This window comes from Brevundimonas sp. (genome assembly GCF_041648115.1).
Lineage (GTDB): Bacteria > Pseudomonadota > Alphaproteobacteria > Caulobacterales > Caulobacteraceae > Brevundimonas.
Genome location: NZ_JBAZPR010000020.1, coordinates 1 through 24,468, shown reverse-complemented (window position 1 = coordinate 24,468; position 24,468 = coordinate 1). Strand labels below are relative to the sequence as shown.

Genomic DNA, 24,468 nt, shown 5'->3' with positions numbered 1-24,468 from the left:
CTATCGATCATGGATATGACCGCAGCAGACCAGGCCGTTCTTCACTATGGCGACGGCGAGTTCGCGGTGCTGAAGCCCGGCCGCTTCGTGCGCTGCGCCGTGACGGACAAGGCGATCCCGCTGGAAATCCTCCGCTACTGGAGCCCGACCCGCCAGCAGCCCTATTTCGGGCCCGCCGAATTCATCGCGGCCCAGCAAGCCGCGACATGATCCCGTCGCGCCGCGCCCTGCTGACCGGCGCAGGCGCCAGCCTGATCGCCACGCCGCTCGCGGCCCAAAACCTTCGGGAACAGGACCACAACGCCCTGCCGCTGGCTCTGAACGGCGCCTGGCGTCAGGGCGGCTACGCCTTCGGTCGCACCGCGCCGCGCGCCCTGATCTTCGTCGATGGCGAGGCCCTGGCCACCGCCTCGGCCGCCGGCCTCTTCGTGATCGGCTTCGACCGCGACGCCGCCGCCAGCGTCCAGATCGAGGCCCGCGCCGGCGATCGCTCGGCCCGACGCACCCTCGACATCGCCCCCTACGCCTTCCCCTCGACCAGCGTGAACGGCCTGCCGCCCTCGACCGTCGAACCCAGCGACTCTGCCCTGCTGGCCCGCATCCAGCAGGAGATCGCGCTGAAGACCGAAGGGTTCGCCAGCCGCATCGACGCCGACGAATTCAAGTCCGGCTTCATCTGGCCGCTGGAGAGCTACCGCGTCTCCAGCGCCTGGGGCGCCCAGCGCATCCTGAACGGCACGCCCGCCCGGCCCCACTACGGCATCGATCTCGCCGCACCCCAGGGCAGCGTGATCCGCGCCCCCGCCGACGGCCGCATCGCCTTCGTGCGACCCGACATGCATTTCGAGGGCGGCCTGACCCTGATCGACCACGGTCAGGGCCTGATCACCTGCTACCTGCACCAGTCGCGGCTGGATGTGGAACAAGGCCAGCGCGTACGGCGCGGCGATCCGCTGGGCCGCGTCGGCATGACCGGCCGCGCCACCGGTCCGCACCTGTGCTGGCGCATGAAATGGCGCGACCGCAATCTGGACCCATCGCTGATGGTCGGCGCCCGCGCGCCGGAAACGCTCGCCTGATCAATGGCTCCGCTTGCGGGACTACGCACATCCCCTTAGCTTCGGCGATCTACCTGCCGGGGTCCGATGTTTTCTCTCAAGTCGCTGAACGTCCTGCTCGTGGACGACAATCAGAACATGCGCGCCATCGCCGCCGCCGTGCTGCACTCGGCCGATATCCGCAACGTCCATGAGGCGGCCGAGGGCGCGACCGCCTTCGATCTGCTGCGTCGCCACGCCATCGACCTGGCCATCGTCGATTTCAACATGTTCCCGCTGGACGGCGTCGAGTTCACCCGCCTGGTCCGCACCAGCCCCGACAGCCCCAACACCTTTCTGCCGATTATCATGATGACCGGCCATTCCGAGCGCAGCCGCGTCTACGAGGCCCGCGACGCCGGGGTGACCGAGTTCATCGTCAAACCCATCACAGCCAAGGCCGTGCTGGACCGGATCAACGCCGTCATCATGCGGCCCCGCGCCTTCATCAAGGCCGACGACTACAACGGTCCCTGCCGCCGACGTCGCCAGGCGCCGGACTACGCCGGTCCCTTCCGCCGCTCGTCCGAGGCTGGACGCTCCAACGCTGCATAGACCTTGTCCGGCCAACGCTTGTGGACCCAGAACCAGTCCACGGGATGCTCCCTCACCCGCTCCTCGACGAAGCGATTGGCGGCCTGAATTCCCGCCAGGGTATCGGCCGCCTTGTCCTCGCTTTGGCTGACGACGATCGGCTCATGCGCCGTCACCCGGAACCGGACGCCCGGCAGCCGCACCACCGATAGTGGCAGCATGACCGTGTCAAACTTCAGCGCCAGCCGCGCCGCCCCCGGCGAGGCGTTTACCGGCTGACCGAAGAACTCGACCTCCGGCCCCTGATTGTATTTCTGATCGACCAGCAGGGCGATGGAATCGCCGCGCTTCATCCCCGCCATCAGCTCGCGCGTCCCGTCGCCCTTGGGTGCGAACAGGCGGATGCCGTATCGCTCGCGGCTCTGGCGGATCAGGGCGTCCACATACGGATTGTTCGCGGCGCGGTAGGTCACCTGGCACGGCACGCCCGAGGCCATGATCACCGCCGCCATCACCTCGAAGTTGGCCAGATGGCCCGAGATCAGCACTGCCGGCCGGCCGCTGTCGCGCAGGGCGTGCAGCCGCTCCATCCCGACCACCTCGACACGTCCGCCCTCGGGCGTCAGATGGTCCATGACCGCCAGTTCGGCGAAGGTCCGGCCCGTCTGGTCCCACTGAGCCAGCGCGAGCGCCTCGCGCTCAGTGGCGTCCATGTCGGGAAACGCGATCCGCAGATTGCGCATCACCGTCTTCTGCGTGCCGGTCAACGGCCCCAGGGTGCGCAGCAGCCAGCCGCCCAGCCCCGACGCCCGCTCGACGCCCAGCAGGCGCAGAAACCCGAACAACGCCTCGAAGCCGAAGGCCTCCAGGCGCCAAACTAGATCCTGCTTCCAGTCGTTGCGCTCACCAGGCAATCGTCAATCCACCGTCCACCACAAGGGTCTGTCCGGTCACATAGGCCGAGGCAGGGCTGCACAGATAGACCGCCGTGCCCGCGATTTCATCCGGCTGGCCAATCCTTTTCAGCGGCGCGGGCTCGGTGACCGTCTTCAGCAGCTCGGGATTCTCCCACAGATATTTGGCGAAGTCCGTCTGAACCAGGCCCGGCGCGATGCAGTTGACCCGCACGTTCGACGGCCCCCACTCCACCGCCAGGTTCCGCACCAGCTGCATGTCCGCCGCCTTGGAAATATTGTAGGCGCCGATCAGCGCATTGCCGCGCAGGCCGCCGATGGACGAGATGACCAGGATCGCCCCGTCCTTGCGCTCCACCATCTGCGGCGCGACCATCTGGATCAGCCAATGGTTCGAGATGACGTTATTCTGCAGGATCTTCTCGAACTGATCGTCGGCGATGCCTGCCATCGGCCCGGCATAGGGATTGGTCGCGGCGTTGCAGACCAGGATATCGACCTTGCCGAAGGCGGCGTTGGTCTCGTCCACCAGACGCTGCAAATCCTCTTTGGAAGCGATGTTGGCCGGAACCGCGATGGCCCGCCCCTCGCCGTACTTGCCGTTGATCTCTGCGGCGACCTCGTCGCACGGCCCGGCCTTGCGCGACGAGATGACGACCTTGGCGCCGTGTTCGGCCAGCCGTTCGGCGATGGCCTTGCCAATTCCGCGCGACGATCCGGTGATGATTGCGACCTTGCCGGTCAGATCGAACAGTTCCATTGCGTTTCCCGTGATTCTGGCGGGGATATTTATCGTCCCGCTCTAGCCGAATGACATTGATAGCCTGATACTCGGGCGATTCCATCCGGGAGTGGCCGCCGCCAGCCGATGCGCAACGTAACAACGGGCTTTCTGTATTTCGCCTATCTGTTCCTCGGCATGACCGTGGGCGCCTTCCTGTGGCGCGCCGGTCTGGGGATCGGGGCAGGCGTGGCCGGAACGCTGGGCGCGCTGGGTCTGCTGGGCGCCTTTCACGGCATCGTCACCGGCATCGCCGAGCGCCGCGTCCTGAAAAAGGAAATCGGTCAGGTTCGAGAGGCCCACCGGCTGCTGGCCGATGCGATGGAGTCGACGCAAGGCGCCCTGACCGAACTGGCCCATGCCATCGAAAGCGGCGTCCTGTCCGACACCGATGCCCTGACCGGCGAGGTCCGCATGCTGGAATCCCTGGTCCAGCAGATGAGCGAGAGCATCGACGAACGCCTGTCGGCCGCGCCCCACATCGGCGTCGAAACCTTCGAGGGCCGTCGCATGGCCCAGTCCAACGTCCTGCTGCGCACGATCCACGAGGCGCTCAGCGAGGGCCGCGTCGACCTGTATCTCCAGCCGGTCGTCTCCCTGCCCCAGCGCCGGACCATCTTCTACGAGAGCTTCACCCGCCTGCGGGACTCGACCGACCGCGTCATGATGCCGGCGGAATACCTGTCCATGGCCGAGGGCGAGGGCCTGGTGCCGGCCATCGACAATCTGCTGCTGTTCCGCTGCGCCCAGATCGTGCGACGGCTGGCGCGCCAGGACCGCAAGGTCGGCGTCTTCTGCAACGTGGCCCTGACCTCGCTGGGCGACGACACCTTCTTCCCGCAGTTCCTGGATTTCCTGTCCGAGAACCGCGACCTGAACCAGGCCCTGATCTTCGAACTGGGCCAGGCCACCTTCGACGCCCGCGGCGCCATCGAGGCCCGCAACATGGCCAAGCTGGCCGACCTCGGCTTCCGCTTCTCGCTGGACAAGGTCCAGACGCTTGATCTCGATTTCGCCGACCTTCAGCGTTCGGACGTCAAGTTCATCAAGGTCTCTGCCGACCTGATGATCGAACAACTGCTGGACCTGGACGGCGGCGCGCCCCTGCGCTCCATGCCCGACATCCAGGCCGCCGACTTCGCCGCCCTGACCCGTCGCTACGGCGTCGAGGTCATCGCCGAAAAGGTCGAGAACGAACGCCAGGTCGTCGACATCCTCGAACTGGACGTCGCCATGGGCCAGGGCCACCTGTTCGGCGAACCCCGCGCCATCAAGGAACAGGTCCTGGCCGAAACCGACCCCCCGGCCGAGTTCCTGCGCTCCACCCTGCGCAGCGCCGAACAGCGCCGTCGGTATTAGCTGACCCTTCTAACTGTCACCTCCCCGCTTCGCGGGGAGGTGGCGCGGCGCGCCTTCGCGCCGTGACGGAGGGGTTCTGCGACGCATCACAGGCGTCAGTGGGACTTCAAAAGCCCCTCCACCACTTCGTGGTCCCCCTCCCCACAAGTGGGGAGGAGACTTTCGCGTTGAGGCCCAAACCGCTACCAACACCTCATGACCCTCCCCCACGCCCTGCCCCACCTCGGCGCCGTCGCCGGCGACTACGACATCCTGCTCTGCGACGTTTGGGGCGTGATCCATAACGGGCGCGAAAGCTGGGCGGCGCCGTGCGAGGCGCTGACGCGGTTCAACCGCGAGGGCGGCCATGTCGTGCTGATCTCCAACTCGCCCCGCCCGGCCTCGGACGTGATCGCCCAGATCGACGGCCTGGGCGTGCCGCGCGAGGCGTGGAAGGCCTTCGTCACTTCCGGCGACGCGACCCGAGCCGAACTGGCCAAGCGCGCGCCCGGCCCGGCCTGGATTGTCGGTCCCGAACGCGACGCCCCCCTCTACGCCGGCCTGGACCTGGAACGCGCCGCCAGCGCTGAAGACGCCGCCTTCATCTCCGTCACCGGCCCCTTCGACGACACGGTCGATACGCCCGAGGACTATCGCGATCGGTTCGCCGTCGGCGCGGCGCGTGACATCGAACTGATCTGCGCCAACCCCGACCGCGTGGTTCAGCGTGGCGACCAGTTGATCTACTGCGGCGGATCGCTGGCCGATCTCTATGAATCCCTGGGCGGTCGCGTCGTCATGGCGGGCAAGCCCTTCGCCCCGATCTACGACCTGGCCCTTCATGAGGCGCAAACCCTGCTGGGCCGCGCCGTCGATCGCTCACGCGTCCTGTGCATCGGCGACGGCGTCGTCACCGACGTCATGGGCGCCAACGCCCAGGCGCTGGACTGCCTGTTCATCGCCCAGGGGATCCACGGCGACCAGGCCAAGGGCGAGGACGGAACCCTGGATCCCGCCCGCGCCGCCGTCCTGCTGAAGGCGGAAACGACCTATGCGCGATACGCCGCGCTCGAACTCGCCTGGTAAGGCTCGCCATTTTGTCGCACCGCCGCTAAAGCCTCATCCATGGTCGAATTGGTTCAACAGCATCCGTCCGGTGGTTACATCCTGGACGAACTTCACGTCGGCATGGCCGCCGAGAAAATCGTGGTCGCGACGGAGGACCGCATCCGGCTGTTCGCCGAGGCGTCCGACGACTTCAATCCCGTCCACCTGGACGAGGCCTTCGCGGCCAAGACCGCCTATCGCGGCCGGATCGCTCACGGCCTGCTCAGCGCCTCGTTCGGCTCTGCCGTGGTCGGCACCATGCTGCCGGGCGCGGGGTCGATCTACATCTCCCAGACCCTGGCCTTCCATCAGCCGGTGCGCATCGACGACGTCGTTCGCATCCTGATCACCGTGATCGAGGTCGAGCCCGAGAGCGCGCGGGTCAAGCTCAGCTGCGAAGGCTTCGTCGGCGAGACCATGATCATGGACGGCGTCGCCGTCGTCCGCGTTCCCCGCCGGCGCAAACCCTCCCAGCGTTGATGCAGATCGTCCGCGACTGGCGCGGCCTGTCCGAGGCCTTGAAGGGCGCGGCGGTCGCCGTCGGCGCCTTCGACGGCGTGCATCGCGGCCACCAGGCCGTCATCGCCGGCGCGCGTGACGCCGCTGAAAGGCTGGGCGCGCCCCTGGGCGTCGTCAGCTTCGATCCCCATCCGCGCCGCTGGTTTCAGCCCGAGGCCGCGTCCTTTCGCCTGATGACCGCCGACCAGATGGCCGAGGCTCTGGCGCCGCTGGGCGTGGACATCCTGTATCTTCTGCCCTTCGACGCCGAGATGGCCGGCATGACCGACGCTGCCTTCGCCGAGCGGGTGCTGTCGGAAGGCCTGGGCATCCGCCACGCCGCCGTCGGTTTCGACTTCACCTTCGGCAAGGGCCGCTCCGGCTCGCCCGAGGGTTTGCGTACCTATGGCGAACAGCTGGGCTTCACCGTCTCGGTCGCCGAACGCCTGGACGACGCCGACGGCCTGAAACTGTCGTCCAGCGCCGTGCGAGAGGCCCTGAAGGCCGGCGACATGGCCCGCGCCGCCGCCATCCTGGGCCGCCCCTTCGCCATTCGCGGCGAGGTGATCCACGGCGACAAGCGCGGCCGCACCATCGGCGTGCCGACCGCCAACATACCCTTGAACGACTACATGCGCCCCGCCTACGGCGTCTATGCGACCCGCAGCCGCCTGCCGGACGGACGCATCATAAACGGCGTCGCCAGCCTCGGTTTGCGCCCCATGTATGCGCTGGAGACCCCGCTGCTGGAGGTCTGGCTGTTCGACTTCGACGGCGACCTCTATGGCCAGACGCTGGACACCGAACTGGTCGCCTGGCTGCGAGGCGAGGAAACCTTCGACGGCCTCGAAGCCCTGAAGGCCCAGATCGACGCGGATGCGGCGGCGGCGCGGGCCGTCCTCAGCCGATCATAGAGGCCGAAGCTCCGCCGCAAACCGCTTCCAGTTCTGCACATAGTGTTCGGCCGACATTTGCAGCACGGCGATGTGCGACGGATCGCGTTCACGCACCACCTTGCCGGGTTGTCCCACCACCAGACTGTTGTCGGGAATGACCTTGCCCTCGGTGATCAGGGCGTTCGCGCCGATGATGCAGTTCTTGCCGATTTTCACCCCGTTCAACACCACCGCCCCGATGCCGATCAGGCTGTAGTCGCCGACCTCGCAGCCGTGCAGCATGGCCTTGTGCCCCACTGTCACGCCGCGCCCCAGCGTCAGGGGCGATCCCATGTCGGTATGCAGGACGCTGCCGTCCTGGATGTTGCTGTCAGGACCCACTGTGATGGGATCGTTGTCCCCGCGCAGCACGGCGCCGAACCAGACGCTGGCGTTGGGATGCAGAATCACATTCCCTATCACCGACGCACTTGGAGCCACCCAGTATTCGCCCTCAGGCGGAAGCTGAGGTTTGCTGTCGCCCAATGCGTAAATGGTCATCAGAACACTGCCTAATCTTTGAAAAATGAGGGCTTTAACGGATCGCTAACCACGATAGCATCATTCTGTTGATGCGATTCGTGGGTCGCCATTTCGGCCCCGGATCCGAAACCGGATCAAGCCCGATCCGGTCATTGTCGGGGCTTTCGCGTGGCGCGTTGGGATCCTGGTTCGGTTGTTCGGCGGCGGGCCTGTCCCGTTGCAGACGGCCCTGCTGTCGATCCGGGCGCCTGCTGCGCAGGCCGTGACCCTTTCCTCCCCAAGACCATCCAAGGCGGCGCCCATTCGGGTCCGCCTTTTTTCATGCCCTGGAGGCGTCCATGACCAAGCGTGCTGCAACCAAGCGTCAAACGCGTGAACACGGAATCCTGGATTCGCGTGACTTCATGGAGGAGTCGAAAGTTCGCCGGCTTCATGCCCCGCATAATGAACGCCATCGCGAAGGTTCAGGGGGCTGGTCGCCCAGCCCGTCCAACGACGACCGGGAACAGGGCTACCTCAAGACCCTGAAGCCGAAGTCGGAAGGCCAGATCGAAATGATGGAGGCCATCGACGCCCACAACCTGGTCATGGCGCTCGGCCCCGCAGGCACCGGCAAGACCTATCTCGCCGTCGCCAAGGCCGTCGAGGCGCTGGAGGCCGGCAAGGTCGGCCGCATCGTCCTCAGCCGCCCCGCCGTCGAGGCCGGCGAATCGATCGGCTTCCTGCCGGGCGATATGGAGGACAAGCTGGCCCCCTATCTGCGGCCGCTCTACGACGCCTTGTCGGATCGTCTGTCGATGAAGCGGGTCAAGGCTCTGATGGCCGAGGGTCTGATCGAGATCGCCCCCATCGGCTATATGCGCGGCCGCACACTGAACAACGCCTTCATCGTCGTGGACGAGGCGCAGAACTGCACCTACGTCCAGCTTAAGATGCTGCTGACTCGTCTGGGCTGGCATTCGACCATGGTGGTCACGGGCGACCCACAGCAGTCCGACCTGTTGCCCGGCATCTCGGGCCTGTCCGACGTGTCCGCCCGCCTGGAGGCCGTGCCGGACATCGCCGTGGTCCGCCTGGCCGAGCGCGACATCGTCCGCCACCCGCTGGTCGCCTCGATGATCGGCGTCCTCTGAGCCGCTGCGCCTGTGGCCGGCGACGCGAGGCGCCGGCCACAGGCCCGTTGCACCTGGAAACCAAAAGCCATTGTCCCCAAGCGCACCGCCCCGCTAAAGGTCGGCTCGCCGCTGATGAGGGATTTCGATGCGCGTAGCGATGATTGGGACGGGTTATGTGGGCCTGGTGTCCGGCGCCTGTTTCGCCGACTTCGGCCATGTCGTCACCTGCATCGACAAGGACCCGTCCAAGATCGAACGGCTGGAGCGGGGCGAGATCCCGATCTACGAGCCGGGGCTGGACGATCTGGTCGCCGCCAACGTGCGAGAGGGGAGGCTGTTCTTCACCCTGGACGGCGCCGATGCCATCCGTAAAGCGGACGCCGTCTTCATCGCCGTGGGCACGCCGACGCGTCGCGGCGACGGCCACGCCGACCTCTCCTATGTCCACGCCGCCGCCGAGGAGATCGCCGGCCTGATCGAGGGCTTCACCGTCATCGTCACCAAGTCCACCGTCCCGGTCGGCACGGGCGACGAGGTCGAGGCCATCATCAGAAAGACCAATCCGAGCGCCGACTTCGCCGTCGTCTCCAACCCAGAGTTCCTGCGTGAGGGCGCCGCCATCGGCGACTTCAAACGCCCCGACCGCGTCGTCATCGGCATCGACGACATAGCAGGCGACACCGGCGCGCGCGCCCAGAAGGTGATGAGCGAGCTCTATCGTCCGCTGAACCTGAACGAGAGCCCGCTGCTGTTCGTCGGCCGACGCACCTCGGAGCTGATCAAATACGCCGCCAACGCCTTTCTGGCGATGAAGATCACCTTCATCAACGAGATGGCCGACCTGTGCGAAGCCGTCGGCGCCGACGTGCAGCAGGTCGCGCGCGGCATCGGCCTGGACAAGCGGATCGGCTCCAAATTCCTGCACGCCGGCCCCGGCTACGGCGGTTCGTGCTTCCCCAAGGACACCATCGCCCTGGTCCGCACCGCCCAGCAGTACGGCGCCCCGACCCGACTGATCGAAGCCACGGTCGAGGTCAACGATGCGCGCAAGAAGGCCATGGCCGACCGTGTCGCGACGACACTGGGAACCAGCGTCCAGGGCAAGACCGTCGCCCTGTTGGGCCTGACGTTCAAGCCGAACACAGACGACATGCGCGACGCGCCCAGCCTGGACATCGTGCCCGCCCTGATCGCCGCCGGCGCCAAGGTTCAGGCCTTCGACCCCGAAGGCATGCACGAGGCCGCCAAACTGCTGCCCGACGTCGAGATGAAGGACAGCGCCTATGATGCCGTCGTCGGCGCCGACGCCGTCGTCCTGGTCACCGAATGGGACCAGTTCCGCGCCCTGGATCTGGACCGCATCAAGCTTCTTATGAAGCAGCCGGTCCTGGTCGATCTGCGCAACATCTATCGGCCCGAGGACATGAAGAGCCGCGGGTTCCGCTACATGGGCATCGGGCGCGGCTGATGGGGTCGCCGATCCTCGTTACCGGTGCGGCCGGCTTCATCGGCATGCATGTCGCCGAGCGCCTGCTGGACCGTGGCGAACAGGTGATCGGCGTCGATGTCTTCAACGACTACTATGATCCGCGCCTGAAGGCGGCCCGCGCCGCCCGGCTGGAAGGGCGCGACGGCTTTCGCATGGTACGCGCCGACATCGCCGATCACGAACAGATGCGCGCACTGGTCGCGGACGCCGGCGTCAAGCGGATCGTCCATCTCGCGGCCCAGGCGGGGGTTCGGTATTCGCTGGAGAATCCCTTCGCCTATGAGCGGTCCAACCTGGCCGGCCACCTGTCGATGCTGGAGGCCGCGCGGCACAATGGCGTGACCCACATGGTCTATGCCTCGTCCAGCTCGGTCTATGGCGACCGGTCGCTGGAAGGGTTGGGCTTTCGCGAGGATGACCCGACGGTCAATCCCGTTTCGCTCTACGCCGCGACCAAACGCTCGTGCGAACTGATGAGCCAGAGCTACGCCAAGCTTTACGGCTTTCCCCAGTCCGGCCTGCGTTTCTTCACCGTCTATGGCCCCTGGGGCCGGCCCGACATGGCCTATTTCAGCTTCACCCAGAAGATCGTGCGCGGCGAGCCCATCGAGGTCTATGGCGAGGGCCGGATGGCGCGCGACTTCACCTATATCGACGATATCGTCGACGGCGTGGTCGCCGTTCTGGACCGCCCGCCGGCTCAGAACGTGCATGAGGTCTACAACATCGGCGACAGCCAGCCGGTCGGCCTAATGGAGATGATCTCAACACTGGAAGCCGCCCTGGGCGTCGAGGGGAAGAAGGTCATGCGTCCGATGCAGCCGGGCGACGTGACAGCCACCTATGCCGACATCTCCAAACTGAACGCCCTTTGCGGCTATCAGCCCAAGGTGCCGCTGAAGGCTGGGCTGGAAAAATTCGTCGCCTGGTGGCGACAGTACGAGAACGGTTGAAGCGAAAGGCGGGGGCCGATGCGACGCGACATCCTTCCGGCCGCCGCCGCACTGGCCCTGTTCGGCGGGTCCGAGGCTTCGGCCCAGTCCCTGCGCACGGCCCAGGATCGCACGGCGGACCTGTTCGCTCGTGACCGCGCCGTCGCCGTGCGCGACCGCCCTCAACCCGCCTATGACGCCCTGGGCATCCGCACCGGCGGCTTCACCGTCTTTCCACGGCTTCAGCTCGACGTCGTCCAAGACGACAATGTTTTCGCCAGTGACGACGCGCCCCAGGCCGCCACGACTTTCCGCCTCCGACCCGAGATCGTCGCCAGGTCCAACTGGTCCCGCCATGCGCTTCAGGCCCACGGCCGCGCCGTCATCGATCGTAACCTCGACTTCGACAGCGAAAACACCACCGACTGGGGCCTGGGCGCCGCCGGCCGCCTGGACGTGGTTCGCGGCGCCGAGATCGTCGCCAGCGCCGACTACGCCAAGGCCCACGAAGCGCGCACCGCCGCCGGCGCCGATCCGATCACCCAGCGGCCCGTCGCCTTCAACCTGGCCTCAGCCCATCTTGGCGCCGAACGGGCAATGGGACGCCTGCGCGTCTCGGCGCGAGCCGCCGTTCACCGCTACGACTATCGCGACGGCTTCAGCGACACCCGGGCCCTGGTCGAACAGGACGACCGCGACCGCACGGTCTTCACCCTGATCGGCCGCGCCGACTATGCTCTTTCCCCCGCCACGGCGATCTTCCTGCAGGTCATTGGCGACGACCGCGACTACGAGCAAGTGGCCGGACGCCCTCTGCGGACCTCATCGGGCTATCAGACCCTGACGGGCGTGGATTTCGAACTGGGCGCCTTGGTCCGGGGCGAGATCGCCGCCGGCTATATCCGACAGGACTTCGAGGATGCCGCGTTCGGCGACCTTGATGGCTTCGGCGGTCGGGCCAAACTGTCCTGGTTCCCGACCCAACTGACCACCGTCACGGCGGCGGCGGCGCGAACCGTCGAGGACACGGGCGTCATCGGCGCGGCCGGCGCCCTGCGCACCGACTTGTCGCTCACCGTCAATCACGAGCTGCTGCGCAACCTGATCCTGACGGCCCAAGCGACCTATGCCGACGACGCCTACAACGGCCTGGCGCGAACCGACACGCGCTTGGGCGCCGGGATCAGCGCGGCCTACCGGGTCAATCGCCGCTACGGCTTCACCGCTGGCCTGACCTGGCTCGACCAGTCCTCGTCCGGCGCCGCCCAAGGCCCCAGTTACCGAAACACGCGGTTCTACGTGGGCTCCACCGCCCAGTTCTGAGCCGCGCGAAGATTGACAACCTGAAGGCGACGCCGCACCACTGACACGGACGATCACCGTTCGATGGCGCGATGACACAGACGAACGACCCTGCTTTCGGGACCATGCCTTCCGACGACGACGTCGACCTCCAACGCTACGTCGTCGCATTCCGCCGTCGCGCCGGCCTGTTCATGGCGGTAGCGGCGGTCGTCGCTCTGATCGTCCTCGCCCTGATGCTGGGCCAGACGCCGGTCTATACCGCCACCACCAATCTCCAGATCAACACCCGCAAGGAACAGGTCGTCGCCGGTCCCGCCGTCCTGTCCGCCCTCGACGCCGAGGCCGCCATCGTCGACACCGAGGTCGAGGTGCTGAAGTCGCCCCAGCTCGCCGCCGGCGTCGTGGACGCGCTGAACCTGACCCAGGATCCCGAGTTCAACGCCCGACTACGCAAGTCCCCGCTCGCCGCCTTCACGGACCGGATCGGCCGCGCCGCGCTACCCGACCGCGAGATCGAACGCCAGCAGGTCACCGACGCCGTCAGCCACCGCCTGACCGTGCGCCGCGTCGGCCTGACCTATTCGATGGCGGTCGGCTTCACCTCCGACAGCCCGACCAAGGCGGCCCGCATCGCCAACGCCTTCGCCGAACGCTACCTCCAGTCCCAGCTGACGGCCAAGTTCGACGCCAACAGCCAGGCCAACGCCTTCCTCGGCGAGCGGCTGGAAGACTTGCGCCGACAGGTCGAGACCGCCGACGCCGCCGTCTCCACCTACCGGATCGACAACGGCCTGCTCAGCGCCCAGGGCGCGACCCTGACCGAGCAGGAAATCTCGGTCTATAACCAGCAACTGGCGACCGCCCGCGCCCAACAGGCCGAGCAGGACGCGCGCCTGCGCACCGCCCGGTCCCAGATGGCCGCCGGATCGAACGGCGACGATGTCGGCGAGGCCCTGACCTCGCCCGTGGTCCAGAACCTGCGCGCCCAACGTGCGGCGATCAGCACCCGCGTCGCCGACCTGTCCGTCCGCTACGGCTCCCTGCACCCCGACATGATCCGCGCCCGCCAGGAACTGGCCGACATCGACGCCCAGATCCAGGCCGAGATCCGCCGCGTCGTCTCCAATCTGGACGCCCAGGCCCAGGTCGCCCGCCAGCGCACGGCTTCGGTCGAGTCCAGCCTGAGCACCGCACGCGGGACCTTGGCCGACAACAACGCCGCCTCGGTGCGCCTACGCGAACTGGAGGGAGAAGCCGAGGCCGCCCGCGCCATCTACCGCGCCTTCCTGGACCGCTATCGCGAAACCAGCGCCCAGACCGGCGTCGAACAGGCCGACGCGCGCATCGTCTCGCGCGCCACGCCCCCGACCTCGCAGAGCGCGCCGAACCTGATGCTCAGCCTCGCGCTGGGTCTGGTGCTGGGCGTCGGCGCAGGCGCGCTCGCCGTCACCGTCGCCAATACGATGCAGACCGGCCTGGGCGGCCCCGAAGACATCGAACGCAAGCTGGGCCTGCCCCCCATCGGCGCGATCCCGCTGGCCTCGTCCGTCGCCGCAGTGGAAGACCGCGATCTGCATCCCATCGACCTGGTGCTGCAAAGGCCCCTTTCGGTCTTCACCGAGGCGTTTCGCGCCCTGCGCACCTCCATCACCCCCATCGTCAGCGTCGTGGGCGAGCCGGCCGGCCGCATCGTCGCCGTCACCTCCGCCCTGCCCGGCGAGGGCAAGACCACCGCCGCCGTCTGCCTGACCCGCGTCGCGGCCCGGTCGGGCGGCCGGGTTCTGCTGATCGACGGCGACCCGCGTCGGCGCGGCGTCACGCGGATGCTGGGTCTCGATCCCGATGCGGGTCTGGCCGAGGCGCTGCACGGCGCGGCGTCCTGGCGAAACCTTCTGGTATTGGACCCCGCATCAGGCGCACACGTCCTGCCGCTGTCGGGAGCCGGCCTGTCGGCGGACGATCTCTTCGCCGCCCCGCCCATGGACGCCCTGCTGACAGAGCTGCGTCAGGCGTTCGATCTGATCGTCATCGACACAGCGCCGGTGCTGGTCCTGGCCGACGCGCGCGTCCTGGCGGGCAAGGCCGACAGCGTCCTGCTGCTGGCCCGCTGGCGCACAACGCCCGCCCGCGCGGTCGCCGCCGCCGTCCGCATCCTGAACCAATCCGGCGCACGCATCCTGGGCGTCACCCTGACCCAGGTGGATGTCAGGGTCCAGGCGAGACAGGATTATGGCCACGCCGGCTACGACTATCAGGCCTACCGCAAATACTACGCCGCCTGACGCCCAATCTCAGCCCGCATTGCGCAGGAAGGGTGCGGAGGCAAGGACCGCCTGGCTGCGGTTATTGACCTCCAGCTTCTTCAGGATGGCCGAGACATGCTGTTTCACCGTCCCCTCCGTCAGGTTCATGTCGCCCGCGATCTCCTTGTTCAGCTTGCCCTCGGCCAGCGCCCGCAGCACCCTTAGCTGAGCGGCGGACAGGCGGGCGACGCGGCGATGGAAATCGATGGCGACCGGATCGGCGGCGGTTTCGGTCGGGAACAACTGCTCGCCCCGCATGATGGCCCCCACGCCGTTGACCAGGGTCTCGACCGGCGCCGCCTTGGACAAATAGCCCTTCACGCCGAACGCCCGCGCCATCGCCACCGAATGGGCGTCAACCCGCGCCGACACCATGACGAAGTCCGCATCGGGCAACAGCAGTTGCAGGCGGAGCAGCGCATCGAATCCCGTGGCGTCCGGCAACAGCAGATCCAGCATCACCAGCTTGATCCGACCACCCAGGGTCTTGGCGCAGGCTTCGGCCTCCTTGGCCGACAGCACGCGCGCCACGTCCAGGTGGGCATATGCGACGCGGATCGACAGCTCCAGCGCCTGGCCGATCAGGGGATGGTCATCGACGATAAGAACGGTCCAGCGCATCGTTTCGCGCCTCCAAGCTATGCCTTTGAGTTGCTACGCCACAGGTCATGATTGCAGCCCAGGAGGTTAACAGTGCGTTTGCCTTACAACCCAGGCCGGTAAACGCAGCATGCTAACGAATTCGCTCTCCGGCTATAACTTTGGTTATGTTTAGGCCATTTTGCACGTTCGGCTTGTGGACTCCTCTGCGTTTCGGGATGATTTGGCTCTCCAACGACGACGCCCAGCCGGCGCCGTCACTCAGTTGGAGCTGATGATGAAAACGCTGATCGCCGTCGCCGCCCTCGTCCTGACCGCCGTCGCCGCTCCGGCCATGGCCCAATCCTCGGCCACCGGGTCGGGTTCGATCACCGTGATCCGCCCCCTGACCATCACCAAGACGGCCGATCTGAAGTTCGGCACAGTGGTGCGTCCCGGCACGGGCTCCGGCACGGTCGTGGTCAGCGCGGCCGGCGCGCGTTCGGTCACCGGCGGCGTGGTTGGCCTGACGTCCGGCGATACGCCTGCCGCCGCGGCCTTTTCTGTCGCCGGTGAAGGGGGCCAGTCGGTCTCGGTCACCATCCCCGCCACCTTCTCGATGGCGAACGGGTCCGACACCCTGACGGTGACGACGTCGAACAGCCTGACCGGCTCTGCCGCCAGCCAGACCCTGTCCAACGCCCTGGGCTCGGCCGGTTCTCTGGCCTTCAGCGTTGGCGGCTCGGTCCCCGTCGGTTCGACCACCACGACGGGCGCCTATACTGGCACCTTCACCGTCTCGGCCGCCTACAACTAAGGCCATGTATCCGCTCCAGGTCGACAACTCCGAGCGGACCGCGCTTAACGAAGCGGAAGGCTTGAAGGATCATCGTCGCTTCGCGTCGCCGTTGTATTGGCTCGGAGTGAAGATGTTTCGTTACCTGCTGCCCGCCGTCGCCTTCCTCGCGATCGCCGATCCGGTGTTCGCGCAGGTGGGGGCCGACCTGAACATATCGCCCAAGCGGGTGGTGTTCGGCCCCGGCGAACGCAGCGCCACGGTCTATGTCTTCAATCAGGGCGACCAGCCCGCAACCTATTCCGTCGAACTGATCGACCGGGTGATGACGGCGGACGGTCAGATCGTGGCCGCCGCCGACCATCCCGAGACGACGCTCGATTCGGCGCGCGACCTCGTGCAGTACACCCCGCGCCGCATCACCCTGCAGCCGCGCGAGAGCCAGGCCATCCGCGTGCGCGCCCGCCCCGGCGGCGACGGCGAGCACCGCAGTCACCTGACCGTCACCGCCCTTCCGCCCGAGAACGCCGGCTTCACCGTCGATCAGGCCGCGGCCGGCGGTGACGACGTGACGCTTCAGGTCGTGGCCCTGTTCAGTGTCAGCATTCCGGTCATCGTCCGCGACGGCGCCGTGGACGCGCGCGCCGGCATCGACCGCGTCTCCCTGACCCAGGACGGCGCCCAGACCCTGCTGTCGCTGGATCTGGTGCGCAACGGCGCCAACTCGGTCTATGGCGACGTGGAGATCTTCGTCGAAGATTCCGCCGGACGCCGTCCCCTGACCGCCGTGCGCGGCGTCGCCGTCTATCCCGAGGTCGCGCGCCGCACGGTGATCGCCGCCCTGCCGCAAGGCGTGGTGCCGGGCCAGACCCTGACCATCGTCTATCGCGACGACGACGCGGAAAAGGGCCAGGTGCTGGCGACCACGACCCTGATCGCTCCGTGACGGTGGCGCGCTCCACCGGCGCGGCTCTGATGGCGTTGGCCACGTCGGGCATCGCCTGGAGCGCGACGGCCCAGGACAGCCTGGTGCGCAATCTGGTCATCGCCGCCGATCCCCAGCCCTTCAGCGCCGACGACCTGCTGTGGATGGAGGTGGACGCCGGGGGCATCGCCCTGACCGAGTCCATGAACGTCTACGCCTCGCGGGCAGGCGTCTTTGTACCGCTGGGCGAATTCTCGCGCGTGCTGGACCTCGCCGTCGGCGTCTTCCCGGCCCAGCGCCGCGCCGAGGGCTGGGTGCTGGATCCGTCCAATCGCATCACCGTCGATCTGGCGACGGGCGAAGCCAAGGTCGCCGGACGCACGATCCGGTTCGGGGCGGACCAGGCGGCCATCTATGACGACGACCTCTATCTTCGCACCGACCTGATCGAACAGCTGCTGCCGGTGAAGCTGAAGGCGGACACCAGCGCCCAGATGCTGATGGTGACCACCACGCGCGCCCTGCCGTTCGAACAGCGGGCGGAACGCGCGCGTCGCCAGGCGGCCGCCGGTGTCATAGACGCCGAGGACGATGTGGTCCGCCAATCCACCCCTTATCGTCTGGCCAGCCCGCCTGCCTTCGACGTCAATATCGGCGGTCAGGTCGCGCGCGACGGCGTCGACAACGCCAGGCGCTACGACGTGCGCGCGGCCGGCGACCTGCTCTATGCGGGCTTCGAAGGCTACGTCGGTTCTGACGACGAGGGCGCGATCAACGCCGTGCGCGTCGCCCTGACGCGCAAGGATCCCTACGGCCACGCCCTGGGGCCGCTGGGCGGCACACGCGCCAGCATCGGCGACGTCTTCTCCCCCTCAATGCCCATCGGCGTCTCCGGCGTCGCCGGACGCGGGGTCTATTATTCGTCGGCGCCGCTGGAAAACCTCGACCTCGCCACCCCGCTCAATCTGCGCGGCGAACTGGCCCTGGGAGAGGAGGTGGAGTTGTATGTCAACGAGGTGCTGCAACGCGCCCAGACCTCGCCGGTCCAGGGGCGCTACGAGTTTCTGGACGTGCCCCTGGCCTTCGGCCTGAACACGATCCGCTTGGTCTTCTACGGCTCGCAGGGGCAGATTCGCGAGGTCGTGCGCCGCATCAACTTCGGCTCGGGTCAGTTGGAACCGGGCCGGTTCGTCGTGCGGCTCAGCGCCGTCCAACAGGGGCTGACCGTCTTCGATGTGGGCGATCCCATCGGCGGTCAGGATGTGGGGGCGTTGCGCCTGGTCGCCACCGTCGATTACGGCCTCTCGCCGGGCCTGACCCTCAGCGCCGGCGCCGCGCGCTATGAACCTCTAGGGCGCGACAGCCGCACCCTCGGCACGGCCGGCGTCCGCAGTTCGCTGGGGCCCGTCGCCGCCCAGATCGACGCCGCCCTGGATGACCAGGGCGGACGCGGCGTCTCCGTCGGCTTGGCCACGCGCGCCTATGGCGTCTCCCTGATCGGCCGGCATTCCGAATATGGCGCCGGCTTCATCGACGAGACGCGTCATCTCGGCGCCCTCGATCAGGCGCCCCTGTCACGCGCCACCGACATTCGCGCCGACGGCCAGTGGACGGCGCCCGGCGGCCTGGTCGTGCCGATTTCGCTGAACGCGCGCCGCCTGGTTCGCACCGACGGCGTCAACCTGACCACCGCCGAACTGCGCGCCTCCGCCCCCATCGGCCGCTACTACGCCTCCAGCAACATCGCCTATGAGGCCGAAACCACCGCAGGCGCCGATCGCCGCCGATGGCTGGGCGGATTCGATATCAACACCCTGATCTCAGCGCGGCTTCAGACCCGCGCCGGCCTGACCTATGAGATATCGCCGGACCCCAGCCTGGACACGGCCTATGTCACCGCCGACTGGCAGCTCAGCCCCACCGCCGCCTTGCGCTTTGGCGCCATCCGCGCCTTGGGCCCGCAGCCGTCAACGGCTGTGCAAGCTTCGCACCTCTGGAGGGCGCCGCGTTTCGACCTGGCCTTGAATGTCGCTTATGAAACCCGTCGGCAGGACTGGCGGGTCGGCCTGCAGCTAGGCTTCGGCTTCGGCTATGATCCTGGCCGGCAAGGCTACCGGATCATCCGCCCTGGCGTGGCTGGCGGCGGATCCGTCGCGATCAATGCCTGGGTGGACGAGAACGGCGACGGCCTGCGCCAGGTCGGCGAGCCGGGCGTGCCGGGCATCGTCGCCGACACCAACGCGGGAGGCGTCACCACCGACGCCGACGGCCGCGTCTACGCCACCGGCTTGGGCGACGTGCCGACCGCTCGTATTCGCCTAACGACCGAAGGCGTCGACGATCCTTTCCTGGTCGGCGGCCCCACCGACATCCAGATCGTGCCGCGTCCAGGCCAAGCCGCCCAGATCGACTATCCGATGCAGCGCAGCGCCGAGGTGCAACTGCTGGCCCTGCTGGTGCGCGGCTCTAGCGAGCCGCGTCCCCTCGCCGCCCTGGCCATCGAACTGGTCCCGCAAGGCGCCGGCGCGCCCATCGCCGGCCGCAGCGATCACGCCGGGGTGCTGTTTTTCGAACGCGTGCGGCCCGGCGTCTATGATGTCCGGCTGGACGGAGATCAGGCCCACGCCCTGGGGGTTTCTCTGGTCGAAGGCGCCCGCGTTGTCGTACCTGCGAAGGGTGGCTTCGTGGACGCAGGCCGCTTCCTGGTCCGCATCGAAGGCGAGGTCCGGCAATGAACCGTATCGCCATCGTCCTGCTCATCGCAATGAGCCTGCTTTTCGCAGCACCACGTCAGGCCTTGGCCCAGTCCGACGCCTCGGTTACCCGATCACCCGCGACGGCGCCCACCCTGGGGACGACCATTCGCGGCACGTCTGCGACGACCTTCAGCATCTCCACCGCCGGCGCCGTGACCCGCACCAGCGGCGACGCCATTCGGCTGACATCCGGTTCGGTGACGACGCCGACCCTGTCGATCAACTGCGGCCTGTTGAACCTGTCGGGCCTGTGCGCCCTGCGCTACATCCGCGTCACCATCACCCCCGTCACCGGCAGCGGCCCCGCGACCATATCCCGGCTGAGGGTCGGCGGTTTGAGCGGCGCCACCTATCGCGCCGGATCGGCCCCGACGGAGGCGGCCAGCCTGACCTTCGACCTCAACCCCATCGGCCTGCTCAGCACCGCCACCCTGAAGCTCGGCATGGACGTCGTGCTGTCTGCCAACGCCGCCAGCGGCGTCTACAGCTTCGACTACATCGTCACGGTTCAACTGGTGTCATGACACCCCTTCGCGTCCTCATTATCTCCGTGCCGCTCCTCGTCCTCGCCTTACCCGCGCTGGCGCAGGAACCGGCGCGCGCCACGATCAGCATCGAACGCAGCCTCAGCATCGTCTCCGTCCGCCCGATCCAGCTCTCGCCCGAGCAGCGCGTGGCCACCCTGTCGCTGAGCGCCGACATCCAGCCCAATGCGCCTGCGGTGATCCGCGTCACCGGCGATCCGGGCCGGGTCTATCGCATCCGCGTGCCCCGCACCCTGACCTCCAGCGAGGGCGTCGCCCTGGTCGAGGATTTGCAGATCTGGAGTGAGAACACCGGCGACGTGTCGGTGACCCGCACCTCACACATGGACCTGGACGGCCGCGACATGCTGCGGGTTTCCGGCCGCCTGCGTCCCGCCAATGGCGCGTCCGAATCCGTCGCCGCCCTGCCCCTCAGCATCGACTACGAATAGATCAGGGCAAGGCGTCCAGCGCCGCGATCAGTCTGTCAGCCGCCGCCGCATCCAGCCCTCGCCCCGACGCGAACCCATCGTCCACCGCCAGCGCCGCCGCGCCAATATCGGAAAACCCGAACAGCCCGGCCGATCCCGCCAGACCGTGTGCGACCCGCTCCACCCGATCGGGATCACCCACCGCCAAAGCCCGCGCCAACACGGCCCGATCCTCGACCGCCCGGACGCAGAACTCGGCCCTCAGCGCCGCCAGCGGATCGTTGCTCATGCGTCCGCCGCCGCCAGAATGTCCCGCAGCTGGCGCGCCAGGGTCATGGGATCGAACGGTTTGACCACCACGCCGATGGCCCCCAAGGCCTTCAGTCGCTCGACCTCCTCGCTCTGGGCGCGCGCCGTCATGAAGACGACCGGCGTCTTCTCCAGCCCTTCGATCTCGCGCAGACGCGCCAGCACGCTGGGTCCATCCATCGACGGCATCATCACGTCCAGCAGGATGATGTCCGGCGCCGGCCCCGTCTCCAGATGCGCCAGCGCCTCCGCCCCAGACCCCACGCTGATCAACGCCAGGTCGGAGTCCAGCTCCAGCGCGAACGCCGCCACCTCGCGGATGTCCGTCTCGTCGTCGATATGCATCACCGTCAGGGGCATGGGGTTTCCTCTCAGCGATCACGCGGGGTGAAGGTCAGCCGCCGCACCGTCCGCGCCAGATCGGCCAGCGACGCCGACGACTTGACCAGCACCGCCTCGACACGCTCGCCAAGCGCGGCATCCATGTCCTGCGCGGAATAGACGACGACCGGGATCCCCTTGGCCCCCTCGCCTAGGTCGGGCAGCAGCTCCAGCCCCGACCCGTCCGGCAGCCCAAGGTCCAGGATCACCAGATCCGGCCTGGCCCGCGCCAACACCTTGCGCGCCTGCGACAGGCTGGCCGCGTGGGTGATCTCGGCGATCCCCGCCAGGGTCTCGGCGGTGACCTGCAAAATGTCGGGGTCGTCGTCCACATGCAGGATGACCGGCGCCTGACGCCCCAACCGCTCCAGCACCGCGGCGATGGCGCTGCGCAAACGCTCCTGATCGAACGGCTTCTCCAGCCAGTCGATCACCTCCAGCGACCGCCCTCGCGCACGGCCTCGGGCCACATCGGCCGAGACGACCACGACCGGCGTGTCCACCGTACCGGGCCGTTCGCGCAGGGCCCGGATCAGGCCGATCCCATCCGCGTCCGGCAGTTGCAGATCCACCAGAATGGCGGCGAACCCCTCGTCCTCGACGGCGTCCAGCGCGGCGGCGGCGCTGCCGGCGACCAGGGCGTCGAAGCCGTCCTGCGCCAGCATGATCCGCAGCACCTCGGCCGCATCGGGATCGTCCTCGACGATCAACAGGCGCGGCCCGTACGTCGTCTGCGGCGCGGCGTCGCCGACGGTCATCGGCAGGTCCAGATGGAAGGTCGCCCCCTCGCCCGGCGCCGATTCGAACCACAGCCGCCCGCCGTGCCGCTCGGCGATCTCCTTGGCGATCGCCAGCCCCAGGCCGGTGCCGCCGCGCTGGCGCGTGTCCGATCCGTCGGCCTGGGCGAACTTGGTGAAGATGCGCGCCCGGAACGCATCGGGCACGCCCGGCCCGTGATCGCGCACGCTCAGCCGCACGATACGCGCCTCGGGCATGACCGCGACCTCGACCGTGCCGCTCTCGGGCGAGAATTTGGCCGCGTTCGACAACAGATTGACCACCACCTGCACCAGTCGATCTATATCCCCCATCACGGGCGCCGACGGCCCCTCGGCCAGCTCCAGCCTGACCCCCAGCCCGTCGGCGTATCCTCGCACATTATCCAGAGACCGGATCGCGACCTCGCGCAGGTCGATGGGCTGAAGTTCCAGATTGATCTGCCCGGACTCCAGCTTCTCCACATCCAGAATGTCGTTGATCAGCCGCACCAGCCGCAGGCTGTTGGAATGGGCGATGCCGATCAGGCGACCTGCACGCTCCGACAGGCTGCCCGCCGCACCACCCGCCAGCAGGCCCAGCGACCCGGCGATAGAGGTCAGCGGCGTCCTCAGCTCATGACTAACGGTCGAGACGAACTGCTTCTTCAGCTCCTCGACCCGACGCCGATCCGTGATGTCGCGCACCACCGCCACCAGATGCACGCCGGTCGGCAGTTCCAGCGGGCTGAAGGCGACATCGACCGGAAACGCCTCGCCGCTTCGCCGCCGTCCCGTCAGTTCCTGCACCAACCCACCCGTCGCATCGGCCCCGCCCGCGCGGATCCGCGCCATCAGTCCCTTGTCACCCTGGTCGCTGGCCTCCAGCAGCACGGCCACGTCACGCCGGCCCAGTTCCTGCGCCGACCAGCCGAACATCCGCGTGGCGGCGGCGTTCATCGTCTCGATGGTGCCGCTGGGGTTCAGCGTCAGTATGGCGTCGATGGCGCTGTCGAAGATGGCCTCCTGCCGCGCCGCCGTGGCCCGAACCTCGGCCAGCAGCCTTCGCCTCGTCGTCACATAGCGCACGAGCAGAGCCGCGCCCCCTGCCACCAGGGCGATCAGCGCCACGAACATCGCCGTCACCATCGCCTCAGTCGAACGCGACCGCGCCTCGACCCGCTGGGTCAACGCCGTCAACGCACGCGCATCGATCTCGGTCATCCGGTCGATGGTCGCGCGAATACGATCCATCGCCTCTTTGCCGCCGCCGGTGGCGACGGCCGTCAGCCCCGCCTCGCGGCCGCGCCGATCATGGGCCTCCAGCGCCTCGCGCATCGCCGCCTGCTTGACCGCGATCCGTCGTTCCAGCTCGGCGATGTTGGTGCGCTGAACCGGATCGCCCACATAGGCCGCCCTCAGCTGCGGCAACTCCCGGCCCAGGCGCTCGGTCGCGATCGTATAGGGGACCAGAAAATCGGGATCGCCGCTGATGATATAGCCGCGCTGTCCCGTCTCGGCGTCCTGCATCAACGAGAAGACGGTCTGCAGCTCCTCGCGCGCCTTGTGCGACTGCGCCGTCTCCTGACGCAGGGCCCGAACCCGCTCGAAATCACGCCGCATCTCTAGCCCGACGCACGCCAGACCGACCACCAGCGCCACAACCGCCAGGCCCAGCCCCCACCGCCGACGTGATCCGCGCACCATCCCGCCCTCTCGACCTCAGCCGACGCCGCCACCCCGACGTGCATCGGCCTTCACCCCGACGGTCCGACATCCCGCCCCGATAGGCAAGACCATCCCCGCCCCTGCGACCAAACAACTTCAAGGCGATAAGGTTAATAGAGGTGAAGGCGAGCTCACGCCGGATTGACGACACGGCAAGAGGACGGTCACCTCAGCCGCAAATCCTCAGCGGGTTGGTTGGCGCTGCGATTGGAGATCATGCCGTTCACAGCACACACTTCATTCTAACCTATCCTCGCCTCTGCGCCCCCGGAAGAAGAACAGAACAAGCAGTCCCGCCAACATCGCCAAGCCCAAGCGTGCGATCAGGTGCTGTCAGTCTAACGCTAACTTGTCTCCACTTCAGACCGCCTAATGGCCTGATCGGAGATCGCAATTCGTGAAGCCACTATCGTTCAAGCGCCATCGCTTCCCCGCCGCGATCATCCGCCAGGC

At 67.6% G+C, this 24,468-nt stretch carries 24 protein-coding genes; 17 read left to right on the top strand and 7 right to left on the bottom strand.

Annotated features, from left to right (window positions below):
- Positions 1 to 9 precede the first annotated feature (9 nt).
- The 3 genes from WC597_RS15940 to WC597_RS15930 all read left to right on the top strand — a co-directional run bounded on the left by WC597_RS15940 (position 10) and on the right by WC597_RS15930 (position 1,652).
- Complete coding sequence (locus tag WC597_RS15940) at positions 10 to 210, top strand: DUF2093 domain-containing protein (RefSeq protein ID WP_372694891.1); 201 nt, start codon at positions 10 to 12, stop codon at positions 208 to 210.
- Positions 207 to 1,079 (top strand): M23 family metallopeptidase, encoded by an 873-nt coding sequence (locus WC597_RS15935; protein ID WP_372694889.1) that lies wholly within the window; start codon positions 207 to 209, stop codon positions 1,077 to 1,079. Before WC597_RS15940 ends, WC597_RS15935 begins: the two co-directional genes overlap by 4 nt.
- A 66-nt stretch (positions 1,080 to 1,145) precedes the next feature.
- Positions 1,146 to 1,652 carry a response regulator gene (locus tag WC597_RS15930; protein WP_372694887.1) on the top strand — a complete coding sequence of 169 codons (507 nt, stop codon included), beginning with the start codon at positions 1,146 to 1,148 and terminating at the stop codon, positions 1,650 to 1,652.
- On the opposite strand, the gene WC597_RS15925 is transcribed toward WC597_RS15930, so the two are convergent.
- Both WC597_RS15925 and WC597_RS15920 read right to left on the bottom strand, forming a co-directional pair.
- Positions 1,598 to 2,545 carry a lysophospholipid acyltransferase family protein gene (locus WC597_RS15925; protein ID WP_372694885.1) on the bottom strand — a complete coding sequence of 316 codons (948 nt, stop codon included), beginning with the start codon at positions 2,543 to 2,545 and terminating at the stop codon, positions 1,598 to 1,600. The two genes, WC597_RS15930 and WC597_RS15925, sit on opposite strands and share 55 nt — an antisense overlap.
- Complete coding sequence (locus WC597_RS15920; RefSeq protein WP_372694883.1) at positions 2,535 to 3,305, bottom strand: SDR family NAD(P)-dependent oxidoreductase; 771 nt, start codon at positions 3,303 to 3,305, stop codon at positions 2,535 to 2,537. The genes WC597_RS15925 and WC597_RS15920 overlap by 11 nt, the downstream gene beginning before the upstream one ends.
- A gap of 108 nt (positions 3,306 to 3,413) precedes the next feature.
- On the opposite strand from WC597_RS15920, the gene WC597_RS15915 reads away from it, so the two are divergent.
- From WC597_RS15915 to WC597_RS15900, 4 genes are all read left to right on the top strand, one after another.
- Positions 3,414 to 4,685, top strand: coding sequence for an EAL domain-containing protein (locus tag WC597_RS15915; RefSeq protein WP_372694881.1), 1,272 nt, complete (start codon positions 3,414 to 3,416; stop codon positions 4,683 to 4,685).
- Positions 4,686 to 4,880: 195 nt separating this feature from the next.
- Positions 4,881 to 5,750: a TIGR01459 family HAD-type hydrolase gene (locus WC597_RS15910; protein WP_372694879.1), complete on the top strand. Its 870-nt coding sequence runs from the start codon at positions 4,881 to 4,883 to the stop codon at positions 5,748 to 5,750.
- Between the two features lie 39 nt (positions 5,751 to 5,789).
- Positions 5,790 to 6,251, top strand: coding sequence for a MaoC family dehydratase (locus WC597_RS15905; protein ID WP_372694877.1), 462 nt, complete (start codon positions 5,790 to 5,792; stop codon positions 6,249 to 6,251).
- Positions 6,251 to 7,183, top strand: a complete 933-nt coding sequence (locus tag WC597_RS15900) for a bifunctional riboflavin kinase/FAD synthetase (RefSeq protein ID WP_372694875.1) — start codon at positions 6,251 to 6,253, stop codon at positions 7,181 to 7,183. Before WC597_RS15905 ends, WC597_RS15900 begins: the two co-directional genes overlap by 1 nt.
- Here WC597_RS15900 and WC597_RS15895 read toward each other — a convergent pair.
- Positions 7,178 to 7,705 carry a gamma carbonic anhydrase family protein gene (locus WC597_RS15895; protein ID WP_372694873.1) on the bottom strand — a complete coding sequence of 176 codons (528 nt, stop codon included), beginning with the start codon at positions 7,703 to 7,705 and terminating at the stop codon, positions 7,178 to 7,180. The two genes, WC597_RS15900 and WC597_RS15895, sit on opposite strands and share 6 nt — an antisense overlap.
- Before the next feature lie 308 nt (positions 7,706 to 8,013).
- Here WC597_RS15895 and WC597_RS15890 point away from each other — a divergent pair, with 308 nt between their 5' ends.
- From WC597_RS15890 to WC597_RS15870, 5 genes are all read left to right on the top strand, one after another.
- Positions 8,014 to 8,820, top strand: coding sequence for a PhoH family protein (locus WC597_RS15890; protein ID WP_372694909.1), 807 nt, complete (start codon positions 8,014 to 8,016; stop codon positions 8,818 to 8,820).
- A gap of 127 nt (positions 8,821 to 8,947) precedes the next feature.
- Positions 8,948 to 10,270: a UDP-glucose/GDP-mannose dehydrogenase family protein gene (locus WC597_RS15885; RefSeq protein WP_372694871.1), complete on the top strand. Its 1,323-nt coding sequence runs from the start codon at positions 8,948 to 8,950 to the stop codon at positions 10,268 to 10,270.
- A complete protein-coding gene (locus WC597_RS15880) occupies positions 10,270 to 11,244 on the top strand; it encodes an SDR family NAD(P)-dependent oxidoreductase (protein ID WP_372694869.1) in 975 nt (324 codons plus the stop codon). Before WC597_RS15885 ends, WC597_RS15880 begins: the two co-directional genes overlap by 1 nt.
- Before the next feature lie 18 nt (positions 11,245 to 11,262).
- The gene (locus WC597_RS15875) at positions 11,263 to 12,546 is read left to right on the top strand and encodes an outer membrane beta-barrel protein (protein ID WP_372694867.1); all 1,284 of its coding nucleotides are present in this window, start codon (positions 11,263 to 11,265) and stop codon (positions 12,544 to 12,546) included.
- 71 nt (positions 12,547 to 12,617) lie between these two features.
- Positions 12,618 to 14,810, top strand: coding sequence for a GumC family protein (locus WC597_RS15870; RefSeq protein WP_372694865.1), 2,193 nt, complete (start codon positions 12,618 to 12,620; stop codon positions 14,808 to 14,810).
- A gap of 9 nt (positions 14,811 to 14,819) precedes the next feature.
- Here WC597_RS15870 and WC597_RS15865 read toward each other — a convergent pair whose 3' ends face one another.
- Positions 14,820 to 15,452, bottom strand: coding sequence for a LuxR C-terminal-related transcriptional regulator (locus WC597_RS15865; RefSeq protein WP_372694863.1), 633 nt, complete (start codon positions 15,450 to 15,452; stop codon positions 14,820 to 14,822).
- Between the two features lie 256 nt (positions 15,453 to 15,708).
- Here WC597_RS15865 and WC597_RS15860 point away from each other — a divergent pair, with 256 nt between their 5' ends.
- The 5 genes from WC597_RS15860 to WC597_RS15840 all read left to right on the top strand — a co-directional run bounded on the left by WC597_RS15860 (position 15,709) and on the right by WC597_RS15840 (position 20,863).
- Complete coding sequence (locus WC597_RS15860; RefSeq protein ID WP_372694861.1) at positions 15,709 to 16,227, top strand: DUF4402 domain-containing protein; 519 nt, start codon at positions 15,709 to 15,711, stop codon at positions 16,225 to 16,227.
- Between the two features lie 112 nt (positions 16,228 to 16,339).
- On the top strand, positions 16,340 to 17,152 hold the full coding sequence (locus WC597_RS15855; protein WP_372694859.1) for a molecular chaperone: 813 nt from the start codon (positions 16,340 to 16,342) through the stop codon (positions 17,150 to 17,152).
- Positions 17,153 to 17,181: 29 nt separating this feature from the next.
- Positions 17,182 to 19,866 carry a hypothetical protein gene (locus WC597_RS15850; RefSeq protein WP_372694857.1) on the top strand — a complete coding sequence of 895 codons (2,685 nt, stop codon included), beginning with the start codon at positions 17,182 to 17,184 and terminating at the stop codon, positions 19,864 to 19,866.
- The gene (locus tag WC597_RS15845) at positions 19,863 to 20,411 is read left to right on the top strand and encodes a hypothetical protein (RefSeq protein WP_372694855.1); all 549 of its coding nucleotides are present in this window, start codon (positions 19,863 to 19,865) and stop codon (positions 20,409 to 20,411) included. The genes WC597_RS15850 and WC597_RS15845 overlap by 4 nt, the downstream gene beginning before the upstream one ends.
- Positions 20,408 to 20,863 carry a hypothetical protein gene (locus WC597_RS15840; RefSeq protein ID WP_372694853.1) on the top strand — a complete coding sequence of 152 codons (456 nt, stop codon included), beginning with the start codon at positions 20,408 to 20,410 and terminating at the stop codon, positions 20,861 to 20,863. Before WC597_RS15845 ends, WC597_RS15840 begins: the two co-directional genes overlap by 4 nt.
- A gap of 1 nt (position 20,864) precedes the next feature.
- Here WC597_RS15840 and WC597_RS15835 read toward each other — a convergent pair whose 3' ends face one another.
- Genes WC597_RS15835 through WC597_RS15825 form a run of 3 tightly spaced genes read right to left on the bottom strand, consistent with a single transcriptional unit; the run spans position 20,865 to position 23,994 of the window.
- A complete protein-coding gene (locus WC597_RS15835) occupies positions 20,865 to 21,131 on the bottom strand; it encodes an Hpt domain-containing protein (RefSeq protein WP_372694851.1) in 267 nt (88 codons plus the stop codon).
- Positions 21,128 to 21,511, bottom strand: coding sequence for a response regulator (locus WC597_RS15830; protein ID WP_372694849.1), 384 nt, complete (start codon positions 21,509 to 21,511; stop codon positions 21,128 to 21,130). Before WC597_RS15830 ends, WC597_RS15835 begins: the two co-directional genes overlap by 4 nt.
- A gap of 11 nt (positions 21,512 to 21,522) precedes the next feature.
- Positions 21,523 to 23,994, bottom strand: coding sequence for a response regulator (locus WC597_RS15825; RefSeq protein ID WP_372694847.1), 2,472 nt, complete (start codon positions 23,992 to 23,994; stop codon positions 21,523 to 21,525).
- Between the last annotated feature and the right edge of the window lie 474 nt (positions 23,995 to 24,468).

Bases quoted from the DNA above. Each gene is read 5' to 3' on its own strand.
- WC597_RS15940 (WP_372694891.1), top strand. From the start codon at position 10: ATGGATATGACCGCAGCAGACCAGGCCGTTCTTCACTATGGCGACGGC.
- WC597_RS15935 (WP_372694889.1), top strand. From the start codon at position 207: ATGATCCCGTCGCGCCGCGCCCTGCTGACCGGCGCAGGCGCCAGCCTG.
- WC597_RS15930 (WP_372694887.1), top strand. From the start codon at position 1,146: ATGTTTTCTCTCAAGTCGCTGAACGTCCTGCTCGTGGACGACAATCAG.
- WC597_RS15920 (WP_372694883.1), bottom strand. From the start codon at position 3,305: ATGGAACTGTTCGATCTGACCGGCAAGGTCGCAATCATCACCGGATCG.
- WC597_RS15915 (WP_372694881.1), top strand. From the start codon at position 3,414: ATGCGCAACGTAACAACGGGCTTTCTGTATTTCGCCTATCTGTTCCTC.
- WC597_RS15910 (WP_372694879.1), top strand. From the start codon at position 4,881: ATGACCCTCCCCCACGCCCTGCCCCACCTCGGCGCCGTCGCCGGCGAC.
- WC597_RS15905 (WP_372694877.1), top strand. From the start codon at position 5,790: ATGGTCGAATTGGTTCAACAGCATCCGTCCGGTGGTTACATCCTGGAC.
- WC597_RS15900 (WP_372694875.1), top strand. From the start codon at position 6,251: ATGCAGATCGTCCGCGACTGGCGCGGCCTGTCCGAGGCCTTGAAGGGC.
- WC597_RS15895 (WP_372694873.1), bottom strand. From the start codon at position 7,705: ATGACCATTTACGCATTGGGCGACAGCAAACCTCAGCTTCCGCCTGAG.
- WC597_RS15885 (WP_372694871.1), top strand. From the start codon at position 8,948: ATGCGCGTAGCGATGATTGGGACGGGTTATGTGGGCCTGGTGTCCGGC.
- WC597_RS15880 (WP_372694869.1), top strand. From the start codon at position 10,270: ATGGGGTCGCCGATCCTCGTTACCGGTGCGGCCGGCTTCATCGGCATG.
- WC597_RS15875 (WP_372694867.1), top strand. From the start codon at position 11,263: ATGCGACGCGACATCCTTCCGGCCGCCGCCGCACTGGCCCTGTTCGGC.
- WC597_RS15870 (WP_372694865.1), top strand. From the start codon at position 12,618: ATGACACAGACGAACGACCCTGCTTTCGGGACCATGCCTTCCGACGAC.
- WC597_RS15865 (WP_372694863.1), bottom strand. From the start codon at position 15,452: ATGCGCTGGACCGTTCTTATCGTCGATGACCATCCCCTGATCGGCCAG.
- WC597_RS15860 (WP_372694861.1), top strand. From the start codon at position 15,709: ATGAAAACGCTGATCGCCGTCGCCGCCCTCGTCCTGACCGCCGTCGCC.
- WC597_RS15855 (WP_372694859.1), top strand. From the start codon at position 16,340: ATGTTTCGTTACCTGCTGCCCGCCGTCGCCTTCCTCGCGATCGCCGAT.
- WC597_RS15850 (WP_372694857.1), top strand. From the start codon at position 17,182: ATGGCGTTGGCCACGTCGGGCATCGCCTGGAGCGCGACGGCCCAGGAC.
- WC597_RS15845 (WP_372694855.1), top strand. From the start codon at position 19,863: ATGAACCGTATCGCCATCGTCCTGCTCATCGCAATGAGCCTGCTTTTC.
- WC597_RS15840 (WP_372694853.1), top strand. From the start codon at position 20,408: ATGACACCCCTTCGCGTCCTCATTATCTCCGTGCCGCTCCTCGTCCTC.
- WC597_RS15835 (WP_372694851.1), bottom strand. From the start codon at position 21,131: ATGAGCAACGATCCGCTGGCGGCGCTGAGGGCCGAGTTCTGCGTCCGG.
- WC597_RS15830 (WP_372694849.1), bottom strand. From the start codon at position 21,511: ATGCCCCTGACGGTGATGCATATCGACGACGAGACGGACATCCGCGAG.
- WC597_RS15825 (WP_372694847.1), bottom strand. From the start codon at position 23,994: ATGGTGCGCGGATCACGTCGGCGGTGGGGGCTGGGCCTGGCGGTTGTG.